At 72.5% G+C, this 22185-nt stretch carries 18 protein-coding genes; 8 read left to right on the top strand and 10 right to left on the bottom strand.

Going from position 1 to position 22185, the window contains the following annotated elements; translation table 11 throughout:
- Positions 1–155: 155 nt before the first annotated feature.
- The 4 genes from L6E10_RS11200 to L6E10_RS11185 form a co-directional block, all read right to left on the bottom strand.
- Positions 156–560, bottom strand: coding sequence for an ATP-binding protein (locus tag L6E10_RS11200; RefSeq protein WP_236219430.1), 405 nt, complete (start codon positions 558–560; stop codon positions 156–158).
- A 99-nt stretch (positions 561–659) separates the two neighbouring features.
- Positions 660–2984, bottom strand: coding sequence for a PP2C family protein-serine/threonine phosphatase (locus L6E10_RS11195; RefSeq protein ID WP_236219429.1), 2325 nt, complete (start codon positions 2982–2984; stop codon positions 660–662).
- On the bottom strand, positions 2954–7486 hold the full coding sequence (locus tag L6E10_RS11190; RefSeq protein ID WP_236219428.1) for a HAMP domain-containing protein: 4533 nt from the start codon (positions 7484–7486) through the stop codon (positions 2954–2956). The genes L6E10_RS11195 and L6E10_RS11190 overlap by 31 nt, the downstream gene beginning before the upstream one ends.
- A 154-nt stretch (positions 7487–7640) precedes the next feature.
- The gene (locus L6E10_RS11185) at positions 7641–7868 is read right to left on the bottom strand and encodes a DUF2188 domain-containing protein (RefSeq protein ID WP_236219427.1); all 228 of its coding nucleotides are present in this window, start codon (positions 7866–7868) and stop codon (positions 7641–7643) included.
- Between the two features lie 628 nt (positions 7869–8496).
- Between L6E10_RS11185 and L6E10_RS11180 the strand changes: the two genes are divergently transcribed.
- From L6E10_RS11180 to L6E10_RS11165, 4 genes are read left to right on the top strand one after another with little or no spacing between them, the layout of a single operon-like run.
- Positions 8497–8973 (top strand): ABC transporter substrate-binding protein, encoded by a 477-nt coding sequence (locus tag L6E10_RS11180; RefSeq protein ID WP_236219426.1) that lies wholly within the window; start codon positions 8497–8499, stop codon positions 8971–8973.
- A complete protein-coding gene (locus L6E10_RS11175) occupies positions 8974–9813 on the top strand; it encodes an extracellular solute-binding protein (RefSeq protein WP_236219425.1) in 840 nt (279 codons plus the stop codon).
- Positions 9813–10709 (top strand): carbohydrate ABC transporter permease, encoded by an 897-nt coding sequence (locus tag L6E10_RS11170; protein WP_236219424.1) that lies wholly within the window; start codon positions 9813–9815, stop codon positions 10707–10709. The genes L6E10_RS11175 and L6E10_RS11170 overlap by 1 nt, the downstream gene beginning before the upstream one ends.
- Positions 10706–11527, top strand: a complete 822-nt coding sequence (locus L6E10_RS11165) for a carbohydrate ABC transporter permease (RefSeq protein WP_236219423.1) — start codon at positions 10706–10708, stop codon at positions 11525–11527. Before L6E10_RS11170 ends, L6E10_RS11165 begins: the two co-directional genes overlap by 4 nt.
- 3 nt (positions 11528–11530) lie before the next feature.
- Here the strand turns inward: L6E10_RS11165 and L6E10_RS11160 are convergent, their stop codons facing one another.
- Entirely contained in the window at positions 11531–12271 is a 741-nt protein-coding gene (locus tag L6E10_RS11160; RefSeq protein WP_236219422.1) for a GAF and ANTAR domain-containing protein, read from the bottom strand.
- Between the two features lie 148 nt (positions 12272–12419).
- On the opposite strand from L6E10_RS11160, the gene L6E10_RS11155 reads away from it, so the two are divergent.
- Positions 12420–12845: a DUF2231 domain-containing protein gene (locus L6E10_RS11155; RefSeq protein ID WP_236219421.1), complete on the top strand. Its 426-nt coding sequence runs from the start codon at positions 12420–12422 to the stop codon at positions 12843–12845.
- 4 nt (positions 12846–12849) lie between these two features.
- Here L6E10_RS11155 and L6E10_RS11150 read toward each other — a convergent pair whose 3' ends face one another.
- From L6E10_RS11150 to L6E10_RS11140, 3 genes are all read right to left on the bottom strand, one after another.
- Positions 12850–14001, bottom strand: coding sequence for an MFS transporter (locus tag L6E10_RS11150; protein ID WP_236219420.1), 1152 nt, complete (start codon positions 13999–14001; stop codon positions 12850–12852).
- Positions 13998–14675 (bottom strand): GntR family transcriptional regulator, encoded by a 678-nt coding sequence (locus L6E10_RS11145; protein ID WP_236219419.1) that lies wholly within the window; start codon positions 14673–14675, stop codon positions 13998–14000. Before L6E10_RS11145 ends, L6E10_RS11150 begins: the two co-directional genes overlap by 4 nt.
- Before the next feature lie 124 nt (positions 14676–14799).
- Positions 14800–16578 carry an N-acetylglutaminylglutamine amidotransferase gene (locus L6E10_RS11140; RefSeq protein ID WP_236219418.1) on the bottom strand — a complete coding sequence of 593 codons (1779 nt, stop codon included), beginning with the start codon at positions 16576–16578 and terminating at the stop codon, positions 14800–14802.
- 154 nt (positions 16579–16732) lie between these two features.
- Between L6E10_RS11140 and L6E10_RS11135 the strand changes: the two genes are divergently transcribed.
- Positions 16733–18160: an amidase family protein gene (locus L6E10_RS11135; RefSeq protein ID WP_236219417.1), complete on the top strand. Its 1428-nt coding sequence runs from the start codon at positions 16733–16735 to the stop codon at positions 18158–18160.
- Here the strand turns inward: L6E10_RS11135 and L6E10_RS11130 are convergent.
- Entirely contained in the window at positions 18139–18384 is a 246-nt protein-coding gene (locus tag L6E10_RS11130; RefSeq protein WP_236219416.1) for a hypothetical protein, read from the bottom strand. The two genes, L6E10_RS11135 and L6E10_RS11130, sit on opposite strands and share 22 nt — an antisense overlap.
- 61 nt (positions 18385–18445) lie before the next feature.
- The gene (locus L6E10_RS11125; protein ID WP_236219415.1) at positions 18446–18754 is read right to left on the bottom strand and encodes an STAS domain-containing protein; all 309 of its coding nucleotides are present in this window, start codon (positions 18752–18754) and stop codon (positions 18446–18448) included.
- Between the two features lie 558 nt (positions 18755–19312).
- On the opposite strand from L6E10_RS11125, the gene L6E10_RS11120 reads away from it, so the two are divergent.
- Complete coding sequence (locus L6E10_RS11120) at positions 19313–20854, top strand: CdaR family transcriptional regulator (RefSeq protein ID WP_236219414.1); 1542 nt, start codon at positions 19313–19315, stop codon at positions 20852–20854.
- An 84-nt stretch (positions 20855–20938) separates the two neighbouring features.
- On the top strand, positions 20939–22185 hold a 1247-nt coding region (locus L6E10_RS11115), incomplete at its 3' end, for an FAD-binding oxidoreductase (protein ID WP_236219413.1).

Below are 22185 nucleotides of genomic sequence, written 5' to 3'. Positions count from 1 at the left end.
GCGGCAGGCGAACGGGACCCGCCGCTGCGCCGCGTGGTAGTCGGTCTCGACGAGGACGGCGCGGCCGAGGAAATCCAGCGCGGGGGCATCGCGGTCGGATGACCACGACGGGGTGGTCGCCGGTGCGTCTCGGGGCCGTGACGGTCTTCGGCTCCCTAGGTCGCCGTCGCGCACGGGATGACGGCCCACACGGCCTTCCCGGCGTTGCGCTGAGCCACGCCCCACTGCTTGGCCAGCCGGTTCACGATCACCAGGCCGCGGCCGCGCACCGAGTCGGGCCGGGACGGCTGCATCTGCGGAGGAACGGGTGAGGCGTCCTCGGCGACGATGCTGACGGTGCAGGGCTCGTCGGACCTGTGGAGCTTCAGCCGTGCCGGCAGCCGTGCGTGGTCGAAGATGTTGGACGCGAGCTCGGTGATCACGAGCAGCACGTCGAGAACGTCGTCCTCGCGCACGTTCGAGAGGATCGACTGAGCCCATCGCCGGATTTTCGCCGTGTCGGGTGCGGTGCTCGCCAGCTCCATGACGTGCCACCCGCCGGCGGAGTTCGCGTCTGCCAAGGCGTGGCCTCCCCGTTCGTCTGGCTTCACGCAGATGGGTTACCTCCGGTGAACAGGGCAAAACCGGTGACCTGGCTCGCACCGCGTAACTGCCGGTCGTCAGGGCAGCTGCACACCGACGACGCACGTGTCGTCGTCCGTGTCGGACTCGCTCAGGGCGAGCAGGTGGTCCAGGAGGTCGTCGAGGTCGGCCCGCGGCTCCCGCACGGCCTCGCAGAGGTGCTCCAGGCACTCGTCCAGCGGCACGTCCCTGCGTTCGACCAGGCCATCGGTGTAGAGCAGCAGCGTGTCGCCCCTTTCGAGCACGATCTCGCCCTCCGCGTACGAGGCCTCGGACATCGCGCCGAGCATCATGCCCGGCAGGAACGGCAGCAGGTCGCCGTGCCCGTCCCTGATCAGCACCGGCGGCAGGTGACCGGCGCGGGCCCAGCGCAGCACGCGGGTGTTCGGGTCGTAGACACCGCAGATCGCGGTGGCGAAGATGGTGTCGGCGAGGTGGTGGGCCACCAGGTTCAGCCACGTGAGCAGCTGGGCCGGGCCCGCGCCGGTGGCGGCCAGGCCGCGCAGCGCGTTGCGCAGCACGACCATGCCGGTGGCGCCCTTGATGCCGTGGCCGGTGATGTCGCCGACCGACACCAGGATCTGCTTGGACGGGAGCACCACCGCGTCGTACCAGTCGCCGCCGACCAGCTCCTCCTGCGCCGCCGGCCGGTACCGCACGCCGACGCGGAGCCCGAACGCGTCGAGCGTCGGGTGCGTCGGGGGCATGATGACCTGCTGGAGCTGCAGCGTGAGCTTGTTGTGCTCGGCGGCCTCCTGCGCGGTGATCGCCAGCTGGTCCTGCGTGGCCGACAGCGCGACCTCGGTCCAGTGCTGGGCGGAGACGTCCTGGTAGGCGCCGCGGACGGCGAGCAGCGTGCCGTGCGAGTCCAGGACGGGTTCGGCGATCACGCGGACGTGCCGGGTGACGCCGTCGGGCCGCTGCAGGCGGAAGGCCGCCGAGCCGCTGCGGTGGTCGTGCAGGACGGTCTGCACGAAGCCGTTGAGCGCGAGCACGTCGTCCGGGTGGGCGTGCGCCGCGATCTGGGCCAGCGGCACCGGCTCGGCGGCGGGCTCGCGGCCGAAGAGCGCGTGCAGCTGGCTGTTCCACACGATCGCGCCCGTGTGCTGGTCCTCCTCGAAGCCGCCGACGCGGCCGAGGCGCTGTGCGTGCTGCAGGAGGTTCGCGAGGCGCGCGGTCTCGTCCTGCACCCGCCACACCACGAGCACCAGCACGCCGTGCCGGGTGATGCTCACCCCGGCGGTCACCGGCAGCGACACCTCGTCGATCAGCGCGGCCATGTCCATGTGCTCGGTGCGGAACGGCTCACCGGTGGCGTGCACGTGCTCGACCTTGTCGAACAGGCCGCCCCCGGCCGCGGCCAGCGGGTAGGCCTCCAGCAGGGTCTTGCCCGCCACCGCGGCCCGCGGCCTGCCCGCCAGGTCGACGAACCGGCCGTTGACGTGGTGGACGCGGAAGTCGGCGATGGTGCCGTCCGGTGACAGCTCCGGGCCGAGCACGAGCGCCGGGTCGAGCAGTCCGTCGGCGAGGTCCACCAGCTCGGACGGGGCCGGCGCGCCGTGGTCGGCGAGACGGGCCGTCGCCGTGCTGTCGAGGGTGGCCGCGCACAGCTCCGCCAGGGCCTCCACCTGCTTGTGCACGCTCAGCGGCTGCGGCGGCAGGGCCGAGGGCCAGCAGATCTCCAGCACCCCGGTGATCCGGCCACCGGTGCCCGCGGGCACGGTGACCCGGCCGGGCAGGTCGCCGCCGATCGACGGCAGGCCCGAGTCGCGCAGGTCGGTGATCCACACGGCCTCGCGCCCGAGCAGCGCGCGGCGGGCCGGCGTCGGCACTCCCGGCGGGACGTACCGCCAGCGGCTCGCCTCACCGGGCGTGAACCCGGCGTGGCCCGCGAGGGTGAGCGACGCGTCCGAGCCCGCCAGCCAGATCGCCACGGCACTCGCGCCCAGCGGGGCCAGGGCGTGGGCGAACAGCGACTGCGCCGCCGACTGCGTGTCGTCCGCGTGCAGCGCCCCGCTCTCGGCCGTGCGCAGGCGGACCGCCGCGGTGGCGTCCGGCCGGCCGTCCGGCAGCGGGGGAGCGGTCAGCTCGTCGCCGGAGACCTCGTTGACGATCTCCACGGCGAGCTGGAGCTGCGTGGTGTTCGCGCGTTCCGCGAGCAACGCGAGCTGTTCGGCGGCCTGCGCCGGACCGCAGCGCAGGCGCTCGACGAGCACGCCCTTGGCGAGCTCGACCAGGGCCCGGCCGTCCGCGGTGGCCCTGGCCTCCTCGATCTCGTCGCGCAGCCGGGCGACGGTGCCCGCGAGCCGGCCGACGCCCACCTCGTCGCCGGTCACCTCGTGCGCATCCACCGGTGCACGCACGCGAGGAGGTCCTCGGCGTCGACCGGCTTGGTGACGTAGTCGTTGGCGCCCGAGGCGATGCTCTTGTCGCGGTCACCCGGCATCGCCTTCGCCGTGACGGCGATGATCGGGAGGTCCGCGTGCTCCGGCATGGCGCGGATGGCGGCCGTGGCGGTGTACCCGTCCATCTCCGGCATCATCACGTCCATCAGGATCAGGTCGATCTCGGGGTGGCCGACCAGCGCCTCGATCCCCTCCCTGCCGTTCTCGGCGTGCAGGACCCGCATGTCGTGCAGCTCCAGGATGCTGCTGAGGGCGAAGAGGTTGCGCGCGTCGTCGTCGACGATCAGCACCGTCCGGCCGGCCAGCTGACCGTTCACCCGGTGCGTGGCCGCCGGTGCCGGCTGCTCGGGACGCACGAGCGGCAGGACGTCCTCCGGCGCGTCCGCGTTGAGGTGCAGCGCGATCCGCTCCCGCAGTTCGTCCAAACTGGACAGCAGCTCCAGCGGCCGCGTGCTGCTGCGGCTCTGCAGCTGCTGCTCGTACTGCGGCGCCAGCCTGCGGTTGTTGTGCGCCAGCACGGGAATCGTGCGGGTGGCGGTGTCGCCGTCGAGCGCCTCCAGGAACCGCAGCGCTGCCCCGTCCGGCATGTCGAGCTCCAGGACGACGCAATGGCACGGCTCGGTCGCGAGCGCGGCGGCGGCCTCCTCGCGGCCGACCGCGGTGACCACCTCGACGGGACCGCGCGGGTCGTTGCTCGCGGACAGGTCCGTCACGGCGCTCTGCGCGACCAGCGACAGCAGCCCCTGCGGCCGCTCCTCGACGACCAGCAGCCGCCGCTTGTGGGTCACGGCAGGGGCGGGCTCCTCCACCACGGCGGGAGCGGCCGCCTCGACCGCGGCCGGCACGGGTTCGGCGAAGTCGGTGCTGTGCACCGGGAGGTAGAGCGTGAAGGTGCTGCCCTTGCCGAGCGTGCTCTCCGCGGTGATCGACCCGCCGAGCAGGTAGGCGATCTCGCGGCTGATCGACAGGCCGAGCCCGGTGCCGCCGTACTTGCGGCTCGTGGTGCCGTCGGCCTGCTGGAACGCGCCGAAGATGGACTCGAGCTGGTGCTCGGCGATGCCGATGCCGGTGTCGCTGACCCGGAACATGATCGCCTGGCCGTGGGCGCGCACGGTGGTAGGCAGCTCGCCGGGGTCGGCGACCCCGATGCGCAGCTCCACCCCGCCGGTCTCGGTGAACTTGACCGCGTTGGAGAGCAGGTTGCGCAGCACCTGCTGCAGGCGCGTGTCGTCGGTGACGAGCTCCGGCGGCGTGCCCGGCGAGGTGGTCAGCTGGAAGCTCAGGCCCTTCTGGGACGTGAGCGGGCGGAACGTCACCTCGACGTAGTCCAGCAGCTGCCGCAGGGAGACGCGTTCGGGCGTGATGTCCATCTTGCCCGCCTCGATCTTCGACAGGTCGAGGATGTCGTTGATCAGGCCCAGCAGGTCCGAGCCCGCGGAGTGGATGATGCCCGCGTACTCCACCTGCTTCGGCGTGAGGTTGCGGCTCGGGTTCTGCGCGAGCAGCTGGGCGAGGATGAGCAGGCTGTTGAGCGGGGTGCGCAGCTCGTGGCTCATGTTGGCCAGGAACTCCGACTTGTACTTCGACGCGAGCGCCAGCTCCCGCGCACGGGTCTCCAGCTCCTGGCGGGCCTGCTCGATCTCGAGGTTCTTCGCCTCGATGTCGCGGTTCTGGGTGGCGAGCAGCGCCGCCTTCTCCTCCAGCTCGGCGTTGGAGCGCTGCAGCTCCTCCTGGCGCACCTGCAGCTCGCCCGACCGCGACTGCAGCTCACCCGCGAGGCGCTGCGACTCGACGAGCAGCTCGTCGGTGCGGGCGTTGGCGACGATCGTGTTGACGTTGACGCCGATGGTTTCCATCAGCTGGTCGAGGAAGTCGCGGTGGATGGCCGTGAAGTGGTGCACCGACGCCAGTTCGATGACGCCGAGGACCTGTTCCTCCACCACGATCGGCAGGACGACGAGGTTCACCGGTGCCGTGCGGCCGAGGCCGGAGGAGATGGCGACGTAGTCCGCCGGCACCTCGTCGACGGCGATGGTGCGGCGGCTGCGCGCCGCTTGGCCGACGAGCGACTGGCCGAACCGGAACTGGGTCGGCCTGGAGCCGTCGTCGGGGTGGCCGTAGGAGCTGATCAGGCGCAGTTCCTGGCGGTCCTCGGTGTCGTCGGCGAGGTAGAAGGCGCCGAACTGCGCCGACACCAGCGGGGTCAGCTCGTCCATGATCAGCTCGGCGACCACGGCCAGGTCCCGGCGGCCCTGCATCAGGCCGGAGATCCGGGCCAGGTTGGACTTCAGCCAGTCCTGGTCCTGGTTCGCCTTGGTGGAGTCGCGCAGCGACCCGACCATCGAGTTGATGTTGTCCTTGAGCTCGGCGACCTCACCGGAGGCCTCGACGGTGATCGACCGGGTCAGGTCGCCCTCGGCGACCGCGCTGGTCACCTCGGCGATCGCGCGCACCTGCCGGGTCAGGTTGCCGGCGAGCTCGTTGACGTTCTCCGTCAGGCGCTTCCACGTGCCGGACACGCCCTCGACCTCGGCCTGGCCGCCCAGGCGGCCCTCGCTGCCGACCTCGCGCGCCACGCGCGTCACCTCGGCCGCGAAGCTCGACAGCTGGTCGACCATCGTGTTGATCGTGGTCTTGAGCTCGAGGATCTCGCCGCGCGCGTCGACGTCGATCTTCTTGGTCAGGTCGCCCTGCGCGACGGCGGTGGTGACCTGGGCGATGTTGCGGACCTGGTTGGTCAGGTTGTTCGCCATGAAGTTGACGTTGTCGGTCAGGTCCTTCCACGTACCCGCCACGTTCGGCACGCGCGCCTGACCGCCGAGCATGCCCTCCGTGCCGACCTCGCGGGCCACGCGGGTGACCTCGTCCGCGAACGCCGAGAGCGTGTCGACCATCGTGTTGATGACGCCCGCGAGCGCCGCGACCTCGCCCTTGGCCTCGACGGTGATCTTCTGGGACAGGTCGCCGCGGGCGACCGCCGTGGCGACCTGCGCGATCGAGCGCACCTGGTTGGTCAGGTTGGACGCCATGACGTTCACGTTGTCCGTCAGGTGCTTCCACGTGCCGGAGACGCCGCGCACGGTCGCCTGGCCGCCCAGGTTGCCCTCGGTGCCGACCTCGCGCGACACGCGGGTGACCTCGTCGGCGAAGCCGGACAGCTGGTCGACCATCGTGTTGATGGTCTCCTTGAGCTCCAGGATCTCGCCGCGCGCGTCGACGCGGATCTTCTGGCTCAGGTCACCGCGGGCGACCGCCGTCGTCACCTGGGCGATCGAGCGCACCTGCGCGGTGAGGTTGTCCGCCATGACGTTGACGGACTCGGTGAGGTCCTTCCACGTGCCCGACACGCCCTTGACGTCCGCCTGGCCGCCGAGGCGGCCGTCCGTGCCGACCTCGCGGGAGACGCGGGTGACCTCGTCGGCGAACGAGCTGAGCTGGTCGACCATCGTGTTGATGGTGTTCTTCAGTTCGAGGATCTCGCCTCGGGCGTTGACCGTGATCTTCTGGCTGAGGTCGCCCCTGGCGACCGCCGTGGCGACCTGGGCGATGGACCGGACCTGCGCGGTCAGGTTGCCCGCCATGAAGTTCACCGAGTCGGTGAGGTCGCGCCAGGTGCCGGACACGCCCTTCACGTCCGCCTGGCCGCCCAGGGCACCCTCGGTGCCGACCTCGCGGGAGACGCGGGTGACCTCGTCGGCGAACGAGGAGAGTTGGTCGACCATCGTGTTGATGGTGTTCTTGAGCTCGAGGATCTCGCCGCGCGCGGTGACGGTGATCTTCTGGCTCAGGTCGCCCTGCGCGACCGCCGTGGTCACCTGGGCGATGTTGCGGACCTGGTCGGTCAGGTTGCCCGCCATGAAGTTCACGGAGTTCGTGAGGTCGAGCCACACGCCGCCGACGCCGGGCACCTCGGCCTGGCCGCCCAGCCGCCCCTCGCTGCCGACCTCCCGGGCGACGCGGGTCACCTCGTCCGCGAACGACGACAGCTGGTCGACCATCGTGTTCACGGTGTTCTTCAGTTCCAGGATCTCGCCGCGCGCGTCGACGTCGATCTTCTGGCTGAGGTCGCCGCGGGCGACCGCCGTGGCGACCTGGGCGATGTCGCGGACCTGGCTCGTCAGGTTGCCCGCCATCGCGTTCACCGAGTCGGTGAGGTCCTTCCACGTGCCGGACACGCCCGGCACCTCGGCTTGGCCGCCCAGCCGCCCGTCCGTGCCGACCTCGCGCGCGACGCGGGTGACCTCGGAGGTGAACAGCGAGAGCTGGTCGACCATGCCGTTGAAGACCGTGGCGATCTCGCCGAGCAACCCGTCGGAGTCGTCGGGCAGGCGGATGCCGAAGTCGCCGTCGCGCACCGCCGTGAGACCGGCGAGCAGCTGCCGCAGCTCCGGCAGGTCGGTTGCCCGTCTGGCGACGTCCTGACCAGCCGATGCCTCGGCAGGCGCACTCGTGCCACTCATTTCCAGCGTCCTCCACTGCACGGCGGTAACCACGTGGAGGTGGACGCCTGTTTGCTCAAGCTCACCTCAGCGAACTCGAACGACCTTACTCGAACCGGGACCGCGCTCCGACGTGAGCGCGGTCCCGGTGGGTTCGGCGTGCCGGCGAACTCGATCAGCCGGGGATGTTCTTCGGGTCCCGCTCGCGCGGGTAGGTGTTCCGCTCGCCGATCGTGCCGTCCTGCTTGCGGATGATGTGCTCGACACCGCGCTCGACGGCCATCTCACGGCCCCTGGCGGTCGCCTCGGCCTTCGTGTCGTGCGTGCTGGAGGCCTGCGTGTTGCCCTCGACCTTGTTCTTCCAGGTTCCGTTCTCCTGGTACGTCTCGACGTCGCCCTTCATCACGGCCTCCTTCGTCGTGGTGGTGGTCGGAGGGTTCCCAGCTCTGGCCTTTTCGACACCGCCGGATGGCGAAGGGCTGCTTTTCGTTGGGGCGCAAGGTGATCACGTGTCGGTCCGGCCGTCGCCGCCGTGCCGCCACCCTTCTCGTCAAGATCACCCGAGCGGGCGACGGGAGGCCGCCGGGCGGGTCCGGGGGCACATGCCTTGCGGCGCGGGGGATCCGGTGCGGCGGGACGCGGATCGTCGCCGCCACCGTGCTCACGCCGTAGCGGCTGGAAGGCGCGCGGTGCTCGAGGTCGCCCACCATGGTCCCACTCCCGGCCTCGCGGCGGACCAGGCGTGCCGGGTCTCCGACCGCTTCCGCCGCGCCGGCCGCTCGCGCCACCGCGAGGACGGCGCCAACGCCGGGCTTCCGCCCCGGCCTGCCCTCGCCCGATCAGGGGTGAGGGCCACGCCGCCGTTCAGGTGAAGCCCGGAAGTCGTGGAGCCCCAACGGTTTGCCGGGTGCGGCGGCGGGTAGCCGCGACCGGCGCCGGGGGACCGGCGTCCGCTCCCGGCGGCGGCGAACGAAGGCGGCGATCATGGTGATGCGGCACCCCTGCGCTCCGACGACCCGTCCCGTCCCGGCATGACCCGGTGGCCGGTCGCCGGGCTGCTGGCCCTGCTCGTGGCGGGGTGCGGAGGTCTCGGCCCGAGCGCCGCGGACCATCCCGACACCCTGGTGACGACGGGCTTCGGGTTGCCGGACGAGCACGCCACCGCGCGCGTGGACGTGTTCCGGCAGCGGCGTCCGGAGGTCGACCTCCGGATCAACGAGGGAGCGTTCGACGAACAGCAGTTCCTCTCGTCGGTGGCGGCCGGTGACCCACCGGACCTGGTCTACGCCGACCGGCGCAAGCTCGGCGGCTACGCGGCCAGGGGAGCGGTGCAGGACCTGGGGCCGTGCCTGCGGCGGCAGGGTGTCGACCTGGCGCTGTACCGCGCCGCGGCGGTCCGGCAGGTCACCTACGAGAACGTGGTCTACGGCGTTCCCGACTTCTTCACCGTCCGCGTGCTCGTGCTGAACAACCCGGTGCTGCGCGAGGCGGGGATCGACCCGGCCTAGGTGTCCACATCGGACTGGACGGCGCTCGCGCGGGTGGCGGAGAAGCTGGCACGGGTCCAGGACGGCCGCATCGAACGGATCGGCTTCGACCCCCGCATGCCGGAGTTCCTGGCGTTGTGGAGCAAGGCCAACGGAGCCGACCTCGTCTCGGACGGACCGCACCTCGACGACCCGCGCGTCGTCGAGGCCGTCCGCTACACCGCGGACCTCGTCCGGGCGCAGGGCGGCTGGGCGGCGTTCCGGGCGTTCCGGGACACCTTCGACTCCTTCGGCGCGAACAACGAGCTCGTCACCGGACAGGTCGCCGCGATGGCCATCGACTCCTGGTACGTCAACACCCTGGCCGCGAACTCGCCCCAGGTCGACGTCACCGTCGCCCCCTTCACCGACCGGCGGGGCGCCGTCCTCACCGAGGCGGGTGGTCAGGCGTGGGCCATTCCGCAGGGAGCCCGCCACCCCGAACTGGCGTGCGAGTTCATCGCGACGATGACCGCGGCGGACACCTGGGTCACCGCCGCGAAGGCACGCCGTGACGCCCTCGCGAAGAAGGGAAAGCCCTACAGCGGAACGTTCACCGCCAACCGCGTCGCCGACGAGAAGATCTTCGCCGAGGTGTACGACCCGCGCGGCATCCCCGTGCTCGAACAGGGCGTGCGGGTGTTGCAGTCCGTGCAGGACAGGTCCTTCGCACTGCCGCCGAGTCCCGCCGCCAGCGACCTCGTGCGGTCCTGGGAGTCCGCGGTCGCCAGGGCGTTGCTCGGCGGGCAGTCCCCGCAGGAGGCGATGCGGCAGGCGCAGCGCGAGGCGGACCGGGCGATCACCCGCGTGGGAGGCCGGTGATGGTGAGCACGCGCGAGGCACGGGCCGGCTGGCTGTTCGTGCTGCCGTGGGTGGCCGGTTTCCTGCTGCTGACGGCGGGTCCGATGCTCTACAGCCTGTACCTGTCGTTCACGCACTACGACCTGCTGAAGCCGCCGCGGTTCGCGGGCCTGGAGAACTACCGGGAGATCCTCCTCGACGGCCGTGCGGCGACCGCGTTGTGGAACACCGTCTTCTACACGGTGCTGCACGTGCCGGCGCAGATCGTCCTGGCGCTGGGACTGGCGTCGTTGCTGCGCCGAGCGGGGCGGTCGGCCGGCCTGTTCCGCACCGTCCTCTTCCTGCCCACGATGACCCCGCCGGTCGCGCTCGCCGCTTTGTTCCTGCTGCTGCTCAACGGTCAGAACGGTGCGGTGAACGCCGTGCTGGGCTGGTTCGGGTTCACCGGCCCGCAGTGGACCACCGACCCGGCGTGGATCAAGCCGGGGCTGGTGCTGATGAGCCTGTGGACCGTCGGCAGCACCGCGGTGCTGTACCTGGCCGCGCTGACCAGGGTGCCGGCGGAGCGCTACGAGGCGGCCCGGCTGGACGGCGCCTCCGCGTGGCGGCAGTTCTGGCACGTCACGCTGCCCGGCATCAGCGGCACCGTGTACTTCACGTTGGTCGTGAACACCATCGCCTCGCTCCAGGTGTTCACGGAGGCGTACACGATGTTCTTCGGCGCCAGGCCTTCCACACCCGCGGAGGGCGACGCGGCGCTGTTCTACGTGATCTACCTGTTCCAGGAGGCGTTCGGCTCGCTGCGGATGGGGTACGCCTCGGCGCTGGCGTGGGTGCTGTTCCTGGTCATCGCGGTCATCACGGTGGTCCAGGTGCGGCTGTCCCGCGGCTACGTGCACTACGAGGACAGGTCATGATCCGCCGCGTGCCCGTGGTGGCGGCGCTGCTCGCGATCGGCCTGCTGTTCGCCTACCCGTTCTGGTGGCTGGTGAGCGCGTCGCTGAAGGACCGCTCGCGCGTCTTCGACAACGCCCTGCTGCCGTCACCGCCCGGCTTCGCCAACTACGCCGAGGTGTGGCGTGCCGTCCCGCTGCTCGCGTGGGTGGGCAACAGCGTGGCCGTCGGGATCGCCGCCGCGGTCGCCGCCACGGTGTCGAGCGCGGTCGTGGCCTTCGGGTTCGCCCGCTTCCGGTTCCGCGGCCGCGACGCCCTGTTCGGGCTCGTGCTCGCCACGATGATGCTGCCGGGGGCCGTCACGATGGTGCCGGTGTACCTGGAGTGGCACGCCGTGGGCCTCGCGACCACGCAGGTGCCGCTGTGGGCGGGCAACCTCTTCGGCTCGGCGTTCTACGTGTTCCTGCTGCGCCAGTTCTTCCTCGGCCTGCCCGCCGAGGTGTTCGACGCGGCGCGCGTGGACGGGGCGGGCCCGTGGCGGCAGTTCCGCTCGATCGCGCTGCCGCTCGCGCGGCCGGGGCTGGTGGTGGTGCTCGTGTTCGAGCTCAAGGCCGCGTGGACGGACCTGATCAGGCCGTTGATCTACCTGCGCGAACCCGAGCTCTACACGCTGCCGCGCGGGCTCAAGGCGGTGCTCGACAGGTTCGGGCAGGGTGGCGAGGCGCAGTGGGAGCTCGTGATGGCGGCGAGCGTGGTCGCCACCGTGCCGATGGTCCTGCTGTTCCTGGTGGCTCAGCGGTACTTCGTGCGCGGGGTCGTCACCCAGCGCGTCGAGGAGTAGGGGTCAGCGCTCCGCGCCCGGCAGCTTCCCGGTCGTCGTGAGCCGCTCGGCGATGTCGCGCAGCTTGAGGTTGGTGTGCTGGCTCGCGCGGACCAGCACGGCGAACGCCTGGTCGGCGCTCAGCTTGTGGCGCTCCATCAAGATTCCCTTGGCCTGGCCGATCAGGTCCCGGGTCTCCACCGCCGCCGAGAGCTGCCTGCGCTCCTGGGCGGAGACGAGCGCGATCGCCGCGTGCCCCGCGAACAGGCTGCCGACGTGCCGGGACTCGTCGTCGAAGGCGTTCGGCTCGCTCGCGTACAGGTTGAGCGCGCCCAGGTCCTCGCCCTGCACGTACAGCTGGAACGACAGCATGCTGCCGACCTCGAGCTCCGCCGCTTTGCGCCCGAACGCGGGCCACCGCTCGTCGTGGACGACGTCGGGCACGGAAACGATCTTCTCCTTGAACAGCGCGGTCAGGCACGGCCCCTGCGCGGTGTCGAACTGGGCCTGGTCCACGGCGCAGGGGAGCTCCCCGGTCGTGGCGACGGTGCGGATCTCCTTCTTCCCGACCACCGTCATGATGCCGGCGTGCGCGGCACCGGGGATGGTCCCGACCGCGGTGTGCACGATGGCGTCCATGGTGTCCTTCTCGCCCCGCTGCCCCTGCAGCGCGAGCGCGATCTCGGTCAGGTGGGTCGCCAGGTCCCTGCCGCCGTCGGCGGGCGTGGCCTCGGCGGGCAGCTGACCTGCGGTGATCTCGACCATGACGGGAGGAGTACCCGGAAAAGACAGGGGGTAGTCGGGGACGCCTGGACCGGGACACGAGGGCGTGAGGCCACCATCGTCGAACCGCGTGTTGACCAGCGGCCCGCTGGGTACCTGTGCGGCAGGTCAGGCCTCAGGAGGAACCTTCATGCCCAGTCGCGCCCTCGTCATCCCGTTCGGTCTGCTGGTCACGTCGGCCGTGGTGGACGTGGTGCACCTGCTCACCGGCCAGGAACGCTTCTCCTCCGCCGCCGGGCACCTGATCGCGGCCGGACTGCTCCTGGGCTTGGTCACCGCCGCGATCGGCTGGCTGGAGCGGATCTTCGGCGCGCCGCTCGACGCACGGGAGCGGCGCGCGTTTCTGCGCCACGGCCTCTTCACCGCGGGCGTTCTCGTCCTGTTCGCCGCCAGCTGGTCGCTGCGGGTCGGCGCCGAGGGCTGGCAACCGGCGTGGCCGGCGCTCGCCCTCTCGTGGGCCGGGGTGCTCGCGGCGGCGTTCGGCGGAGCGCTCGGCGGCAGGCCGGTCGAGGAGGACGCCCAGCCGGACACCGCCGGGGCGTTGCGCACCGCCTGAGCAGTCACCGGCCGGCCAGTGCCGCGGCCGCGGCGAGCGCGGCCGCCGTGGCGCACAGGACACCGGCGGCTCCGGTGCTGACGGCGACGGCGCCGACCGCGCTCGGCAGGACGACCTGGCCGAGGCGGTTGCCCGTCAGGCGCAGGGACATCGCCCGGCCGCGCAGGCCCGGTGGCGTCGAGTGGGCGAGCCACGCCATGGTGAGCGGCTGCCCGACGCCCAGGCCGAGACCGAGGAAGACCACCAGGCAGGCCATCGCGGCGGCGGGCAGCGGCAGGGCGAGCGCGGCCATCGACACCGCCGACAGGGCGGCCGTGCCCACCATCAGGCGCCGGCGGCCCAGGAGCGCGACGAGCTTGCCGAGGAAGAACCGCGACACCATGGACGCGACGGCGCGCAGCGTCAGCAGCAGGCCGACGAAACCCGCCGTGAGACCTCGGTCGGCGCCGAGCGCGGGCAGGTAGACCAGCGTGATGTCGACGGCGGCGATCACGATGCAGCTCACGAGCAACGCCTGCGGCAGCCCCGGCAGCCGGACCAGCGTCCGCATCCCGCCGTCCTCCCGCTCCCGCGCCCCGGCCGCCCCGGCGGGCAGGCGCAGGAGCAGGGCGCTCAGCGTCAGCACCAGTCCGATGCCGGTCGAGGCGGCGAACAGGGCACCGGTGTGGGGGACCGCCTGCCCGCCCCCGGCCAGCACGATCAGGCCGGGACCGAGCGCCTGCCCGAGGGAGGCGGCGAAGGTGTAGTGGCCGAACGCCGTGTCGAACCGCTCCGGCGGGGCCGCGTTGGCGACGGCCGCCTGTTGCCCCACGACGCAGAGCAGGTGCCCGGTGCCGAGCACGCCGATCCCGGCCGCCAGCCCGGCCGGTGCCGACCCGGCCAGGAGCAGCACCGCGGCGGAGACCGTCATCAGCAGTGCCCCCGCGATCATGACCCGTCGTTCGCCGAAGCGGTCGGTCGCCTGCCCCGACGGCACCGCCAGCAGGAGGGGCACCACCGCGAACGACGCGGCCAGCGCGCCCAGCCAGCCGCTGGGCACGTCCAGCTCGATCGCCCGGTACGTGACGGCCGGACGCAGGACGAACGTGATGGCCTGGGCGAGAACCGAGTGGACCAGCAGCAGGACGAGCACGCGGCGGCCGGGACCGCCGGTCACCGCGGGTCCGGCTGGGCCAGGCGCCACGCCGCCTTGGCGCCGAGGCTGGTCTCGACGTGCGCTCGCATGACGTCGGCCGCGGTCTCGCCGTCACCTTCGAGCACCGCCTGGAACAGCAGGGCGTGCTCGTTCGCCTTGGCGGCGCGTTCCTCGTCGCTCCGCTCGACCCGCAGGCCGTGCCGGCGGTAGCGGTCGCTGGTGTCCCACAGACCGTCGAGCACGCCGGTCAGCATCGTGTTGTGCGAGGCGTAGTAGATCGCCGCGTGGAACCGCCGGTGCGCCATGAGGTGCGCCGTGGTGGGGTCGCCGGGCAGTGGTTCGAGGTCCTCCAGGGCGGCGCGCATCTCGGCGATGTCCTGTCTCGTGCGCCGTTGCGCGGCCAGCGAGGCGGCCAGGGGGTCCAGCGAGCGGCGCACCTCCAGCAGGTCGCGCGCTTCCTCCGCGGTGAGCGCGGTGACGCGGGCGTCCCGGTGGGCGTCGAGCTCGACCAGTCCCTGCTGCCGCAGCCGGCGCAGGGCCTCGCGCAGGGGAGTGGTGCTGATGCCGATCTGCTGGGCGAGCAGCGCCTGGTTGAGGACGGAGCCGGGTTCGAGGGTGCCGGAGAGGATCAGTTCGCGCACGTGGGCGTACGCGAAGTCGCTCTTGGTCGTGTGCGGCTCAGCCGGTTGCGTCATGCGAACCTCCCAGTGCCGGGGAGGTTATAACCTGACGGCTCGATCAAAGGCGTGATGTGGCGTTGATCTCTGAAGGTGCAGGCGGGGACAGGTCGAGAAGCTTATAACCTGCCCCCGCCTGTCCTCACCGGATCCCGTGCTGCTGCAGCCACAGCTCCAGCACGCCGAGGTGCCACAGCTCGTTCCCGCCGGCCTTGGTCTCGTGGCCGTTGGGGTTCGCGAGCAGTTCGTCGACGTAGTCGCGCCGCAGCACCCCGCGCTGCCGTGCGGCCGGGGAGCTCATGGTCGAACGCAGCAGGTCGAGCACCTCGCCGTCGAGCCGGGTCAGGGCCGGAACGGGGAAGTAGCCCTTCTTCCGGTCCACCACCTCGTGCGGCAGCAGGTCGCGCCCGATGTCCTTGAGCAGGCCCTTGCCGTTCTGGTCGGCCTTGAGCTCCGGCGGGCACGCGGCGACGAGCTCCACCAGGTCCTGGTCGAGGAACGGCACGCGGGCCTCGACGCCCCACGCCATCGCCATGTTGTCGACCCGCTTGACCGGGTCGTCGGGCATCAGCAGGTGCGTGTCGGTGCGCAGGACGGCGTCCAGCGCCGTGTCGGCGCCCGACTCCGCGAGGTGCTCGGCGGCGAGCTCACCGCTGACGTCGCGGCTCGTGAGCCACCGCGGTTCCAGGACGTGCGCGAGCTCGTGGTGCTCGAGGTCGTGGAACGCGTCGCGCAGCACCTCTGCGGCCTCACCGCGGGCCGCGTCCGCCGCCGGCCGGTGGTAGCGGTACCCGGCGAACACCTCGTCGGCGCCCTGACCGCACTGCACGACCTTGACGTGCTTCGAGACCTCCCGGCACACCAGGTGGAACGCGGTGACGTCGTGGCTGCCCATCGGCTCGCTCATCGCCCCCACGGCGTCCGAGACCGCCAAGGCGATCTCCTCGTCACCGATGCGGATCTGGTGGTGGTCGGTGCCGAACTTCTGCGCGATGACGTCGGAGTAGACGAACTCGTCGCCCTCCACGTCGCCGCGGCTCGTGAACCCGATGCTGAAGGTGCTGGGCCGGTGCCCCTCGTCCGACAGCAGGGCGACCAGCAGGCTCGAGTCGAGGCCGCCGGACAGCAGCACGCCGACCTCCACGTCCGACACCGTGCGGCGGCGGACCGCGACCTGCAACGCCTCGCGCACCGCCTGCCGCCAGTCCTGCGCCGTCCAGTCCGCGTGCTCCGGTCGCCGTGTGTACGAGGGCTGCCAGTAGACGCGGTCGCGCGGCTGCTGACCGGGCTCGAACACGCGGATCGTGGCGGGAGGGAGCTTGCGCACTCCCTTCAGGACGGTGCGCGGCGCGGGCACGATGGAGTGCCAGGTGAGGTAGTGGTGCAGGCCGGTCCTGTCGAGCTCGGTGTCGACACCGCCACCCGCGAGCAGCGCCGGCAGGGTGGAGGCGAACCGCGTCCGCCCGCGCACCTCGGCGACGTAGAGGGGCTTGATGCCGAGCCGGTCGCGGACCAGCAGCACGCGGTCGCGGCGCCGGTCGACCAGGGCGATCGCGAACATGCCGACGAGGTGGTCGACGAACTCCTCGCCCCAGTGGTCGTAGGCCTTGAGGATCACCTCGGTGTCGCTCGTGGACCGGAAGCGGTAGCGGCCGGACAGCTCCTCGCGGAGCTGCTCGTAGTTGTAGATGCACCCGTTGAACGCCACCGCGAGCCCGAGCTCGTCGTCGACCATCGGCTGCGCGCCGGCGTCGGACAGGTCGATGATCGACAGTCTCCGGTGCCCGAGCGCCACCCGGCCCTCCGACCAGTGGCCCGCTCCGTCCGGCCCGCGCGAGTACATGGTCCGCGTCATGCGTTCGACCGCGTCGAGGTCCGGCCGGTCCCGACCGTGGACGATCTCACCGGCGATTCCGCACATGGAGTTCTCCTCGGGGTGTTCGGCTGTCAAGATGTCCCCCGAATACCCCGAATGCCGATGTTCACGTCCCGGCTGTGGCCGGGCTCGCGTGTGAGCAAACCCACGACCGTTTAGCCCGTTCGCAGGTTGACGTGAGCAGGCCGGTGGCCCGGCAATGGACCCCATGCATCTCTCGGCCGCCGACCTCGACCAGGCGACCATCCCGCAGCTGGCGCGCCGGATGGCGGACGGTGGGCTCACCGCGGCCGGTCTGACCCGCGCCTACCTGCGCCGCGTGGTCGAACTCGACCCCCGCCTGCGAGCCGTGGTCGCGGTCGACCCCACGGCGGAGAGCCAGGCCGAGGAGAGCGACCGCAGGCGCGCGCTCGGACAGTCGCGCGGCCTGATGGACGGCATCCCCGTGCTGCTCAAGGACAACATCGACACCCGCGGCCTGGCGACCACCGCCGGGTCACGGGCGCTGCGCGTGCCTCCGGACGCCGACGCCGAGGTGGTGACGCGGCTGCGCGCGGCGGGCGCGGTCGTGCTCGGCAAGACGAACATGACCGAGTGGGGCAACTTCCGCTCGCCGTGGGCCAGCTCCGGCTGGTCGGCGGTGGGCGGCCAGACCGCGAACCCGCACGTGCTCGACCGCACCCCGTGCGGCTCGTCGTCCGGCTCGGCCGTCGCCGTCGCCGCGTCGCTGGCGCAGGTGGCGGTCGGCACCGAGACGAACGGCTCGATCGTGTCCCCGGCGGGCCACGCGGGGATCGTGGGCTTCAAACCGACGCCGGGCCGGGTGAGCAACGCGGGCATCGTGCCGATCACGGCTCTGCGGGACACCGCGGGCCCGATGGCACGGCACGTCGTGGACGCCGCGATCCTCATGGCGGCCATGGAGGGCACCGAGTCCTCGTTCACCGCCGGCACGCTGCGCGGCGCGAGGATCGGTGTGTGGCGCAGGACCGGGTTCGACCCCGACGTCGACCGCGTCGTGGCGTCCACCGTGGAACTCCTGCGGGACCACGGCGCCACCACGGTCGACGTCGAACTGCCGTACCAGGACGAGATCCAGGCCGCCGACCGCCCGGCCATGGTCGCCGAGTTCCGGCACGACCTGGAGCGGTACCTGCGCACCCGCACCGGTGCGCCGCGCACGATGCGCGAGCTGGTCGAGTTCAACGAGGCCGACCCGGTCGAGCTGTCGCTGTTCGGCCAGGAGCTGTTGCACGACGCCGAGAAGGCGCGGCCGCTGACCGACCCGGCCTACCGCCACCAGCGCCGCACCGCGACCGGCCTGGCACGCCGCTCCCTCGACGAGACCCTGGCGGCGCACCGCCTGGACCTCGTCATGGCGCCCAGCAACGGGCCCGCGTGGCTCGCGCGCGGCGCCGACCCGTCCGGGCCTCGCACGGCCCTGCCCGCGGCGGTGGCGGGCTACCCGAACGTCAGCGTCCCCGCGGGCTTCGCCGGGCCGTTGCCGCTCGGCGTGTCCTTCCTCGGCGGGCGGGGGGCGGACGAGGCGGTGCTGCGCTTCGCGGCCGCGTTCGAGGACGCGGCCCGGGCCCGCCGCACGCCCACCTACCTGACCGGGGTCTCCTGACCGGCGTCCGACGCGTGCAGGCACATGCCGGCCAGCAGGACCACCGCACCGCCGAAGCTCAGCGTGAACGTGTCCGTGGCCATGCCCACCACGACGCCGAGCACGCCGAGGAGGTCCACGGCCCACCGGACGGCCCGCTGGTTCGGCTGCCACCGGGGGACGTCGTCACGGTGCTGCGGCCGGGCCGTCGGGGGAACGACAGGAGCCTGCCTGAGCGGGGTCATCGATGCCCTTTCGACACGCGGGGAGTCGGTGCAGCGCGCGGATACCCTCGTCCGGGCGGTTTCATGCGCGCTCGAACATCCGCGCCAGGCCGCTGATCTCCAGGACGTGCCGCACGGCCGGGCTGGGCGAGACCAGCCGGAGCGACCCCGTCATCTCGACGGCCCTGGCACGGCCCCGGACCAGCGCACTGATCCCGCTCGAGTCGCAGAACGTCACACCGGAGACGTCGACGACCAGGTGGTGGCGGCCCGCCCCGATCAGCCGGTCGAGCTTCGCGAGCAGCACCTCCGAGCCCGCCACGTCCAGAGCTCCGGCCAACTGCACCTCGGTCTGCGCCGCCGAGGTACCCACGACCTGAATCCGCAACACGGTGCACCTGCCTCCACAGCCGACGCGGAGGCGGTGAATACCCGCTGTCCGCCGGAACATGGCGCGGCGCACCACTTTCCCGTGACCAGGTTGACGGCCTCGGCGGCGGGTATCCCGAGTGGTCGCCCGGCGCCGGGAAGGCGTCCTCCGTGAAGTCGACCGGCGGCTCGCCGTCGAACGCCCGCGACCTGCCGGTGCGCTGCTGTCCGGCCGCGACCACCTCGTCGGAGTCCTGCTCGGCGATATCGGCGGGACAGGTCGGCGCCGCGGATCCGCACCTTCGAGACCTCCGCGGCGACCTGGTCCAGCCGCGCACCCCTGGCGTGGAAGTCCGCCCACCACGCCTGCAGCCGCTGACGCGCTGTCGTGGGGGACGTCCTCCGCCGCCTCCCGTGCCGGAGCGCCCGGTTGCGCCGCGTTCGGCACTGTGGACAACTCGGATCACGTACGTTCGCGACCGGCAGCACCTCGAGCGGGTGGAGCCGCGCCCGATGCCCGCACCCCGGGTACTCGGCGCGAGCGGGGTCGCCGTTGCGGAGGAAGAGGGAGTTCCGGGTCGTGGTGAGGCTGGACCGTCTGGTCAACGTGCTGGGTGGGTACGGGGTCCGGTTGTGCTGCTGCCCGGTGCCGCGGTCGGCCGAGCTGCGCGGTGTGGTGCTGCGGGACGCGACGGACGGCCGGCCCGAGGTCGGTGACGTCTACCTCGCGGTCGGCGCCGAGTCGGTGGCCGAGGCGGTCCACGCGGCGGTGTCGGCCCGTGCAGTCGTGGTGCTCGTCCGGGGTGGCGAGGAACTGCTGGCGGACGCCGTCGCGACGGGGGAGGCCGAGGGGGTCGCCGTGGCGCTGGCGGATCCCGCGCTGTCGTGGAGCCAGCTGGCGGGCGTCGTCTACGGCCTCGTGCTGGAGGGCAGGGAGACCGAGTCCGGGCGTGGCCCCACCGACCTCTTCGCGCTGGCCGACAGCCTCGCCGCCGCGACCGGGGGCGCGGTGACCATCGAGGACCGGGTGTCGCGCGTGCTGGCGTACTCGGGCCCGCAGCAGGAGGCCGACGCGGCACGGCTGGAGACCATCCTGGGCCGCCAGGTGCCCGCGTGGGTGCGGGAGCTGTTCGACGCGGCGGGCGTGCCCGCACACCTGCTGGCGTCCGACGAACCGCTCTTCGTGCCCGGCGACCCCGCGCGCGGCCTGACCGGGCGGATGGTCGTCGCCGTCCGCGTCGGCCGCGAGCTGCTGGGAACCGTGTGGGTCACGTGCCCCGAGCCGTTGCGGGGTGACCGGCGCACCGCCCTGACCGACGGCGCCCGGATCGTGGCGCTGCACCTGCTGCGGTCGCGCGCCAGCGCCGACCTGGAACGCCAGGTCGAGTCGGAGTGGGTGATCCGGTTGCTGGAGGGCACGGCGGACGCCGCGACGGTGATCAGCCAGCTCGGGTTGCCGCCGGGACCCGCCAGGGTCGTCGCGGTCCGCGCGCACGTCGGCGACGAACGGCACGCGGCCGTGCTGCTGGCCTTCGAGCAGGCGACCACCGGCTTCGGCTGGTCGCGGCCGGGGCGCAGCGCCCTGTCCGGCAACACCGTCTACACGATCCTGCCCGGTGACGGGGTCGCCGCGGCGCGGAACTGGCTGGCGGCGCTCGACGCCGCGCTGCCGCGGCACGTCCTGACGTCGGCGGGGATCAGCGCCGCCGCCGGGCCGGCCGACCTGCCCGCCGCCCGGCAGGAGGCCGACGAGTGCCTGGCGCTGCACGAGGGGCGCTCCGACGACGCGCCCGCCTACGACGAGTCGTGGGACGAGGTCCTGCTGCAACGCCTGCGCACCGCGGCGCGCGTCGGCAGGGCGTCGGCCCGCGGCCCGGTGGCGGACCTGCGCCGGCACGACGCCGAGCACGGCACCGGCTACGTCGCGACCCTGCGGGCCTGGCTGGAGGCACAGGGCGACCTGGCCGAGGCGGGGCAGCGGCTGGGCGTGCACGGCAACACCGTCCGCAACCGGCTCCGCAAGATGGCCGAGGTGACGAGCCTCGACCTGGACGACGCCGCGAAACGGGTCGCGATGACCATCGACCTCGCGGCCACGGTGTCGGATTCCTACAACCGCTGAGCTGAAATTGTGGGAACGGGACAACCGGTACGTCTCGTCGTCCCCGCACCCTGGAGTCGCAACCAGCGATGACAGGAGGCAGGGATGGACGGCGTCGAGCGCCTTGACGGCGGTCCGCGCTCAGCGGTCGTGGTCGGTGCGGGGGTCGTGGGGCTGTCCACGGCGTGGTTCCTGCAGGAGCGCGGGGTCGAGGTGACGGTCGTCGACCGGACCGGGGTCGCCGCCGGCGCGTCCTGGGGCAACGCCGGCTGGATCGCACCGGGGCTCGCGATCCCGCTGAACGAACCTGCCGTGCTGCGCTACGGCCTGCGGTCGGTGTTCGACCCGGCCGCGCCGCTGCACCTCCCGCTGACCGCGGACCCGGGGCTCTGGTCGTTCCTCGCGCGCTTCGCCGCCCACTGCCGCTGGTCGTCGTGGACGAGGGTGGCGAAGGCGAACCTGCCGCTCAACGAGGAGAGCATCGAGGCCTACGACGTGCTCACCGCGAACGGCGTCGAAGCGCCCACCGTCGACGCGCCGATCACCGCGGTCTTCACCTCGGCGGCACAGGCGCAGGGCTTGGTGCGCGAGCTGGAACGCCTCGCGGCGGCCGGGCAACCGGTCGACCACACGCGACTGTCCACAACGGACCTGCGCGACCAGGTTCCGCTCGCGTCGCCCGCACTCGCGGTGGGGGTGCGCGTCGACGGGCAGCGGTTCGTCGCTCCCGGCGAGTTCGTCCGGGCGCTGGGCCGCGCCGTCGCCGCCCGCGGTGCCGCGATCCGCACCTTCGAGGTCGCGGACGTCCGCCGGGACGGCGCCGGGGTGGTCGTGACGGGGCGAGACGGCGAGGCGGTCTCCGCCGACGTGGCCGTGGTGGCCACCGGTGCCTGGCTGTCGCGGCTCGGCGTCCGAGCCGGGGTCCGCACGCCGGTGCGCGCCGGACGCGGCTACTCGTTCACCGTGCCGGTGGAGAAGCCGGTGCGAGGTCCGGTCTACCTGCCGGAGGTGCGGGTCGCCTGCACGCCCTACCGGGGTGGTCTCCGGGTGGCGGGCACGATGGAGTTCCGCGACCCGGACGCGCCGCTGGACGAGGCACGCGTGGACGCGATCATCGCCTCCGCCCGGCCGTTGCTCGACGGCGTGCGGTGGGAGGAGCGCACGGACGTCTGGGTGGGTCCGCGTCCGGTCACCCCGGACGGTCGCGCGCTCATCGGTGCGACACGGGTGCCGGGGGTGTACGTCGCCGGCGGGCACGGGATGTGGGGTCTGGCCCAGGGACCCGTCACCGGGCGTCTGCTGGCGGAGCAGGTCACCACCGGCAAGCAGCCCGCCGCGCTGCGCGAGTTCGA

The sequence above is a fragment of the Lentzea sp. CC55 genome (assembly GCF_021056325.1).
In the GTDB taxonomy this organism is placed as follows: Bacteria; Actinomycetota; Actinomycetes; order Mycobacteriales; family Pseudonocardiaceae; genus Lentzea; species Lentzea jiangxiensis.
Note: the sequence above shows the minus strand (reverse complement) of the source record. Positions and strands in the feature narration are given on the sequence as shown.